The organism is candidate division KSB1 bacterium (assembly GCA_034506255.1).
Classification (GTDB): Bacteria; Zhuqueibacterota; Zhuqueibacteria; order Zhuqueibacterales; family Zhuqueibacteraceae; genus Coneutiohabitans; species Coneutiohabitans thermophilus.
Genome location: JAPDPX010000009.1, coordinates 204,768 through 212,500 on the forward strand (window position 1 = coordinate 204,768; position 7,733 = coordinate 212,500).

Genomic DNA, 7,733 nt, shown 5'->3' on the forward strand with positions numbered 1-7,733 from the left:
AAAAATGGGGAAAAAAAACAACGCGCACAAGTTATATTTCCAAAGACGATGGCGCGCCGGGCCGGTGGCCAACGAATGTTCTCACCGACGAAAGATCAGGGAATTCCCGGCTTCTGGGTGTGCAAATGCAGAATCGGGTTTTGGAAGCTTACCGGCCACCCCAATACGAAAAAGCAGGGGGCATACTGTCCGGCTCATTCCGGGGCTTTTGCGACGCAATTTTTGTGGCAACTTGCAAGCTTCCAAGCAAAAACAGACAGGAGCCCCAAAATCGACCGCAAATTGGTTCAGACCTGCCACCGGGATGCTTCGCCGGTGCGCCGATTATCCTCCGCGCAGGTGAACCAAGTCGTTGCGGTTCTGTGCGACGCCTTTCACCATTATCCGGTTATGCGGTATATCATCGGCCCGGTTGATGGTGACTACGACCGCCGCCTGCACACACTGATCAACTTTTCATCATGGCGCGCAGGCGTTACGAAGCTTTCAGTGAAGCAACGCGAAAGTTTGAAGTCATCCCACCGCATTATCATCTCAACATGATCGGCGTCCGCAGTGCATATCAAAGCAGGGGCCTCGCAGGCCAAATTCTCGATGCGGTGCATGCAATGTCTGAAAATCATCCTGTTTCGCAGGGCGTGACGTTGACCACGGGGGATTCCCGCAAGGTTTCGTTATATGAGCGTTTTGGATATTGCACAGTCGGCCATTTCCGGCTCGATGCACAACTGGAAACGTGGGGATTCTTTCGCCCCGGGAGAACAACAGAGGCCCGGTAGATTCGCATCGGGATGGGTGAAACAACCGCCGCACCAGCGGAAAAGCCTACTCGATCAGCCGGAGTGGGGAGGCCCCGCCGCCACGCGGCCATGTCTTCCGCGGCTGCTAGCCTGTCAAATTACGGTACCGGCACGGCAACAGGATTTGCAGCAACCCATCAAAAAGAACAGTGTGGCAAGCGTTGAATTGTAATGAGCTGAGCCGGCCGGTGCGCCGCAAGGCAGCAGGCAGGCGAAGCTGTGCAATTGCAAATTGGAGGGCCATAATTGGGTTTGGTCGCGGTGCAATTGTCCCCACCGCGAGGCCGGTCTTTGACGAAATATTTTCGACTCGCCAGTCTTGAACTAATGCGAAAAAAATCTTATTTGAGTCACCGGTGAGCGGGGAGTGAGGAATCACCGGGCCGGACATGCCGGTGGCTTGACTTGACCGGCAGGTCTCGCGAGGCGGACAAGGCAACATCAATCTGCTGTCGGTGATGGAAAATTTTTCGGGGCGTTGCATTTCCCCCGGTCGCTCCGATTGGCGCTGGAGAGGGAAGCCAATAATCGCTTGCCACCCCCGCCGCTGGAGAATGATCATGACTGTTGCGCGCCGGTCAAGGATTCCGGGATCTGTGATTGATCCTCTGGCAGTCGCTGATCCTGATGTTTTGCGCCAGGAAAATCGTGAGCGTGATCACGCGCCACCGGCTGGCCCGTAGGCGGCGAGGCGCCGCCGAACATGTTTTTGCCGCTTGCATGACAGATAATATTTCGGCATAGTATCGCGTCATACCGCAGCTTTCCCGCAATGAAGCGGGACTTTTGTCATGGCAGGCGCACATGAGCGTGTGCGTTTGGCGCGGCGCGGCGTGGCAGTGGGAAATTGTTGCGAGCGGGAAGATTGCCTTGCAATTATCGTGAGGCAGATGCGGGGCGACTCTCGCGACCGCAAAGGGCGCCCTGCCCCTGCGATAAAGCCGTCTTGCAGCCCGGCACTTCGCTGTCCGCGCTTCCGGTCCTGTGAGAGCAGTCCGATCAAAACACGAGGTGAGGCCGATGAATTTCGAAAACCGGCTTGTGTTGATTACCGGCGGCACTGGCGCCCTGGGCACGTCAGTGAGCATGGCTTTTTTGCGGGCGGGCGGCTGTGTTGCCGTCAGCTATCGCCGGCCGGAGGAATTTGAAAAGCTGAAGGCGGCGGCGGGAGCATCCGCCGGCCGATTGCACGGCTTTCCGGCCAATCTGGTCGAGGAAACCAGTGTGTCGGCGATGGTGCAGCAAGTCGCAATGCTCGGTCCGGTGCAGGTGTTGGTGAATTTGGTGGGAGGATATTTCGGCGGGGTTGGCATTCATGAGATGACCCTGGACCAATGGCACAAGATCATCGATTTGAATTTGAAATCCGTGTTTCTGTGTTGCAAGCATGTTTTGCCGTTGCTGCAGCGGCAGCGCACCGGTCGCATCATCAATGTCAGCTCGCAAGGCGGCCAGCATGGCAGCGCCGGTCTTTCGGCATATGGCGCGGCCAAGGCGGGCCTCATCAATCTCACGCAAACATTGTCGGCGGAGGGAAGACCGTATCGCATTACCGCCAATGTGGTTGTGCCCGGCATCATCGATACACCTGCCAATCGCCAGGCCATGCCCAACGCGGATTTCAGCCGCTGGGTGGCGCCGGAGACCGTGGCGCACGCGATTCTGTTTTTGGCCTCCGAGGAGGCGCACGCGATCACCGGCGCTACGCTTCCGGTTGTGAGCTAAGCGGTCGCCTCGCGGCTGCGGGCAACAGCAGGAGACCATGTTGCGGCGATTGGTCGCCGGTTAAACGGGATCATGCACAGTGGGAGCCGCGCGCAAGAAAGTTGCGCGGCGGACAGCAGTATTTTTCGAAGAAGGAGAGTTGGCCATGAGGTGGGGCTCGCAGGTGTTCGTCACAGCAATGTTCTGGACGATTGCCGTTGCTGGCAACGTTGCGGTTGGACAGATCAAGGGCAGGGTGACACTCGCCCGCATGCCGGCATTGGAGGCCGGCCGGCCCGTCACGAAGAATCCCGCGCTGTGCGGCAGTTTACTGGTTGACGAGTCGCTGGTGATTGGCAAAAAATTGGAGCTGAAGAATGCCGTGGTGTTCCTGGCCAATGTCCGGCCGGACACACTGCCGCCGGTCGATGTCACGCTGGCAATTTCGAAATGCGCGCTGCGGCCGCGCGTGGCGGCATTGCTCGCCGGCGATCGTCTGGTGATTGAAAATCGTGATGCCACACTCCATCATGCCCGCGGCTATTTGCACCGCTTCCGACCGGGCTGGCAGGGGGTGGTGACGCGGGATATTTTCGAGGAGCAGGCCGCGAGCCTCTTCAATTTTGCCTTTCCGACAGCAGGGGCGGTTGCAGTGGATACCTTGCGCCAACCCGGCGTGTTGGAAATTCGCAGTGAAATTGGTTATGACGGGATGCGCGCCTGGGTGCTGGTTCTGCCGCACCGCTTCTTCACGCTGACGAATGAGAACGGGGAATTCACCCTGGACAACGTTCCGCCCGGCCAGTTTGACATGGTTTTGTGGCATGAGCGGCTGGGGGTCATGCGCCAACTGGTTGAAGTGGTGCGCGGCAGGAAGACGGAATTGGCACTTGTTTGGGAGAGCAGCGGACCTGCGACAGCGCCGGCGGATTCTCTCTCCCCTTGAGGCAGGCGGGATTGGCGGCGGCCGACCGGTGCCTGTTTTGCTCAGCGCTGATCGATGGGCACGTACGGCATTTCCCGCGGGCCTTGATAGACGGCATCCGGCCGGTAGAGGCGATTGTCGCTCAATTGTTCGAGCACATGCGCGGTCCAGCCGGCCACGCGGCTCACGGCAAAAATCGGAGTGAAGAGCTCGGGTTCGAGGCCGAGATAGTAATAGACCGAGGCGGAATAGAAATCAACGTTGGGATAAATGCCGCGGCTGCTCACTTCGCGCGCCATCACCTCCTCCATCTTTCTGGACATTTCATACCACTTCATATTGCCGGTGATTTGCGCGAGCTTTTCCGAGTATTGGTTGAGCAGGCGGGCACGCGGATCATAGGTTTTGTAGACGCGGTGGCCAAACCCCATCACTTTTTCCTTCCTCTGCAGCTTGTTCATCACCCACGCCTCCACCCTGTCCAAACTGCCGATCGCCAGCAGGTTTTGCATCACGCCGGCATTGGCACCGCCGTGCAGCGGGCCTTTCAAGCTGCCCACGGCCGCGGTGAGTGCGGCGTACATGTCCGTCAGGGAGGAAATGCAAACCCGCGCGGTGAACGTGGAAGCGTTGAAGCCGTGATCGGCGTGCAGAATCAAGGCGACATCGAGCACACGGGCGGAGTATTCGTCGGGCACCACGCCGTTGATCTGATGCAGACAGTGGGCGGCATGGTTCAAATCGGTGCGCGGTGGCACGGGTTTTTCGCCCTTGCGGTGGCGCTGGATCGCGCCCACGATGGCGGGAAAGGCAGCGATCAAGTTGATCGCGCGCTGGCGATTTTTTGCGAGGGAATTGTCAGCGGGTGCATCATCGAACAAGCCGAGCGCGGAGACGGCGGTGCGCAGCAGGTCCATGGGATCCGCCGTCCGCGGAAAGGAGAGCAACAGCGCGAGCACTTCCGGCGGCAGTTGGCGCTGCGCCTTGAGGGCATTTTCAAAATCAGCCAGCTCGTCGCGCTTGGGCAGGTGGCCGGAAAGCAGGAAAAAGGCGGTTTCTTCGAAGGTGGAGTGTTCGGCCAGCTCGGCGATGGGAATGCCGCGGTAGAGCAGCACCCCTTTTTGGCCATCGATCGAGCAAATTTTGCTGGGCGCGGCGATCACACCCTCCAAGCCCGGCCGGTACTCCACTTTGTTGCCTGCGGCGTCGGTCAACTCCATTACTTTTTCTGCCATTGCTCCTCTCCTTTCCGGCAGCTTTCATGAAGCCGGCTCGTCAGCCGGCGCGCGATGATAGTGATCGAATCGATGACGGTATACTAGAAAAAAATGTGCGAAAAGCAAGCGCGGGCCATGTGCACACCTTTTGCGCAGATTGCGGTCACTTGCTTCACACTCGAATTCGCGAGACAGTGGTTCGCCGCGCCAATGGCAGCGCATTTCCAGTAGGGTGGCTTGAAAAATCAAGCTAGGGTCAAGTAATTTTTGAGGAAGCGGCGTGCCGGCATGGTTGGCATATCGGTTGCTGGAGGACGAAGAGAAAGTTCGACTCTCAGATTGGAGACCGTTATGCCGGTAACAGCTTTGATGATTCGTCAGGCAAGCAAGAACGACACGCGCAAGCGCCGCAACTGGTTGCGGCGGCAGGAGCGCCATGCAATCACGTGGCTGTGCCGTCGCACGCCGCAATTTGTGACTTCGAATATCTTAACCGGCCTCGGCCTGGTTGGCGCCATTGTGATCTTTTTGAGCTTGACTGCCGCGGGGCAGAATCGCTGGTGGCTGATGGGCGCGATTCCCGGCCTGGCCCTTCACTGGCTGGGTGACTCCCTCGATGGCCGGCTGGCCTATTTTCGCAATCGCCCGCGCAAGTGGTTTGGCTTTGCGCTCGACTTGATGATGGATTGGATTTCGCTGTGCGTGGTGGCGGCCGGGCTGGCGCTGTATTTCAACTCGCTGCGTTTCGTTCCCATCGTTTTCATGGTGGCCTATGGCGGCCGCATGTTGATTGCTGTGGTGCACTATACGATCACAAAGGTCTACCGCATCGACAGCGGCAAGATCGGTCCGACGGAAGTGCGGTTGCTGCTCGCCTGTGCCGCGCTGGCGGAGATATTCTTGCCGGGCAGCCTGCTGCTGCTGACCAGCCTGGCAACACTGGCCCTGCTGGTTGTGGATGGGCTCGAGTTGGCGCACTTGCTCAGCGCGGCTGACCAACGCGACCGTGCTGAACGGCCTCGCGATTGGGGCAAGACTGCGGCGCCGGTTGCACGCCCTTAGCGCGCCACACTGCTGGAATTGTTCTTTCTCACAGAAGTAAAACTGCATTTCTATGGTCGACTGTCTGCAATAGCGTCGCGATTGTAGTCACAGGGTTTGCGTGTGTGTGCTGCTGCACGCGCTGCTCACTTTTCGGGCAACAGAATTCCCCCCTGTTCACGATCATAGACGATTTCCCCGCCAACGATTGTCATCATGTTTTTGATGCGGAAGAGGCTTGCCTCCGGCGCCGTTATCGGATCCTGATCCAGCACGGCAAAATCCGCAAGTTTGCCAACTTCGATGGTGCCTTTCAAATCCTCTTCGAATGCCGCGTACGCACCCCAAATGGTCAGCGACTTCAGCGCCTCCAGCCGCGTCATCCTGAGTTCCGGGTGCCAGCCTTCACCGCTGAAACCGGTGGTGTCCTTGCGTACGACCGCGGCATAGAATTCAATCATGGGATTGCCCTCTTCCACCGGTGCATCCGAGCCGCCGGCGATGCGGCAGCCGGAATCGATGAGCGTCCGCCAGGCATACGCGCCGCGCAGGCGTGTCAGTCCCAGCCGTCGCACTGCAAAATGCAGATCACCGATGGCATGGCTGGCCTGCATCACGGGCAACACACCCAGCCGGGCGAAACGCGGCAGATCATCGTCGGCGACGATCTGCGCATGCTCGATGCGGTGTCGTGGCTCGGCAACTTTTCGTGTCGCGATGGGAACTTCGGCCAAAGCTTTCTCATAGAAAGTGAGCACCTTGCGGTTGGCGGCGTCACCGATCGCGTGGATCGCCATTTGAACGCCTCGTTCTGTCGCGGCTTTGACCACGGGATAAATCTCCTCATCCTTGAAGAGGAACAGTCCCTGCGAATTGTCATCGGCGTATTTTTCCAGCAAGGCAGCGCCACGCGAGCCCAGCGCGCCGTCGGCACTGATTTTGACCCCGCGAATGGTCAGGTGATGGTCGAACAAGCCGATTTCCGGCCCGCGCTGCAGGAGTGAATCGGCGTCGGCGCCCGGCCCGCGCACGAACGCATACAGACGGACCTTTAGCCTGCCCTGTCGATACTGGGATTTCCACAAGTTGATGGTTTCCCATCCCGAGCCGGCATCGTGCACGGTGGTCAGGCCGTAGGCCAGGGCGACGTTATTGGCGGTGATGGCATAACGCTCCTGCATCTCGCGCGAGTGGGTTGGAATGTGTTTGGTCACCAGCGCCATGGCGCGGTCAACAAGCAGGCCGTTGGGCTTGCCGGATTCATCCTTCAAGATCTCGCCACCCGCCGGGTCGGGCGTGGCCGCGTCGATTCCCGCAATGGCCAGTGCCCTGGAATTCACCACGGCCATGTGGCCATCGGCGCGATTGAGGCAGACCGGCCGGTCGGGAACGACGCGATCAAGATCATGCCGGGTTGGAAATTGCTTGACCGGCCAATCTTCCTCCATCCAGCCACGGCCGGTGATCCACTCTTCCCCGGGTTTGCTGGCAGCCCAATTTTCCAACCGTTTGAGGAACTCAATCAGCGAGGTGCAGCCGTCGAGATTCAAATCAAACTCCCGCTTGCCCACGCCTTGAAAATGGTAGTGGCTGTCGATCAGGCCGGGAACCACTGTGCGGCCGTGCAGATCGATGACTCGTGTCTTGCTGCCGATCAGGCGTTCCACTGCCTGATTTGAGCCGACAAATGTGATCCGGTTGCCGTTCACGGCCACTGCCTGTGCAATGGTGTTATTGGCATCGACAGTGAGAATGGTGCCGTTTTTCAATACAAGATCGGCAGCTTGCTGTTGAGTCTCGCAGGAAATCATGGGCAAAGCTCCGACAAGCGCAAGACAGATCGACAGACCAGGTATCGGGTGCATTCTCGCTTCCTCATCTTTGACGCAAGCAGGGCAGGAGATGTGCAGCTACTACTTGACTGAATTTTGCCCAATAAAGCATGGCCACTGCAAATCCGCAAGTGAATTTGTCTGAACCGTTGACGTTTCGTCTTGTCGTGCCCCCCCGTTGGAGGGCAAACGAGGGGATACTCCGGCACACGGC

The 7,733-nt window shown here is 58.7% G+C and carries 7 protein-coding genes; 4 read left to right on the forward strand and 3 right to left on the reverse strand.

The genetic code is table 11. From position 1 onward, the window contains the following. Positions 1-75: 75 nt before the first annotated feature. Positions 76-543 carry a hypothetical protein gene (locus tag ONB52_18675; protein MDZ7418159.1) on the forward strand — a complete coding sequence of 156 codons (468 nt, stop codon included), beginning with the start codon at positions 76-78 and terminating at the stop codon, positions 541-543. Between the two features lie 342 nt (positions 544-885). Here the strand turns inward: ONB52_18675 and ONB52_18680 are convergent, their stop codons facing one another. Then, complete coding sequence (locus ONB52_18680; GenBank protein ID MDZ7418160.1) at positions 886-1,362, reverse strand: hypothetical protein; 477 nt, start codon at positions 1,360-1,362, stop codon at positions 886-888. Between the two features lie 458 nt (positions 1,363-1,820). Between ONB52_18680 and ONB52_18685 the strand changes: the two genes are divergently transcribed. Next, positions 1,821-2,525, forward strand: a complete 705-nt coding sequence (locus ONB52_18685) for an SDR family oxidoreductase (GenBank protein MDZ7418161.1) — start codon at positions 1,821-1,823, stop codon at positions 2,523-2,525. A gap of 145 nt (positions 2,526-2,670) precedes the next feature. Continuing rightward, the gene (locus tag ONB52_18690; protein ID MDZ7418162.1) at positions 2,671-3,450 is read left to right on the forward strand and encodes a hypothetical protein; all 780 of its coding nucleotides are present in this window, start codon (positions 2,671-2,673) and stop codon (positions 3,448-3,450) included. 41 nt (positions 3,451-3,491) lie between these two features. Here the strand turns inward: ONB52_18690 and ONB52_18695 are convergent, their stop codons facing one another. Then, positions 3,492-4,664: a citrate synthase gene (locus tag ONB52_18695; protein MDZ7418163.1), complete on the reverse strand. Its 1,173-nt coding sequence runs from the start codon at positions 4,662-4,664 to the stop codon at positions 3,492-3,494. Between the two features lie 333 nt (positions 4,665-4,997). Between ONB52_18695 and ONB52_18700 the strand changes: the two genes are divergently transcribed. Beyond that, positions 4,998-5,708 (forward strand): CDP-alcohol phosphatidyltransferase, encoded by a 711-nt coding sequence (locus ONB52_18700; GenBank protein ID MDZ7418164.1) that lies wholly within the window; start codon positions 4,998-5,000, stop codon positions 5,706-5,708. Between the two features lie 125 nt (positions 5,709-5,833). On the opposite strand, the gene ONB52_18705 is transcribed toward ONB52_18700, so the two are convergent. Further along, entirely contained in the window at positions 5,834-7,498 is a 1,665-nt protein-coding gene (locus tag ONB52_18705) for an amidohydrolase (GenBank protein ID MDZ7418165.1), read from the reverse strand. Positions 7,499-7,733: the final 235 nt, after the last annotated feature.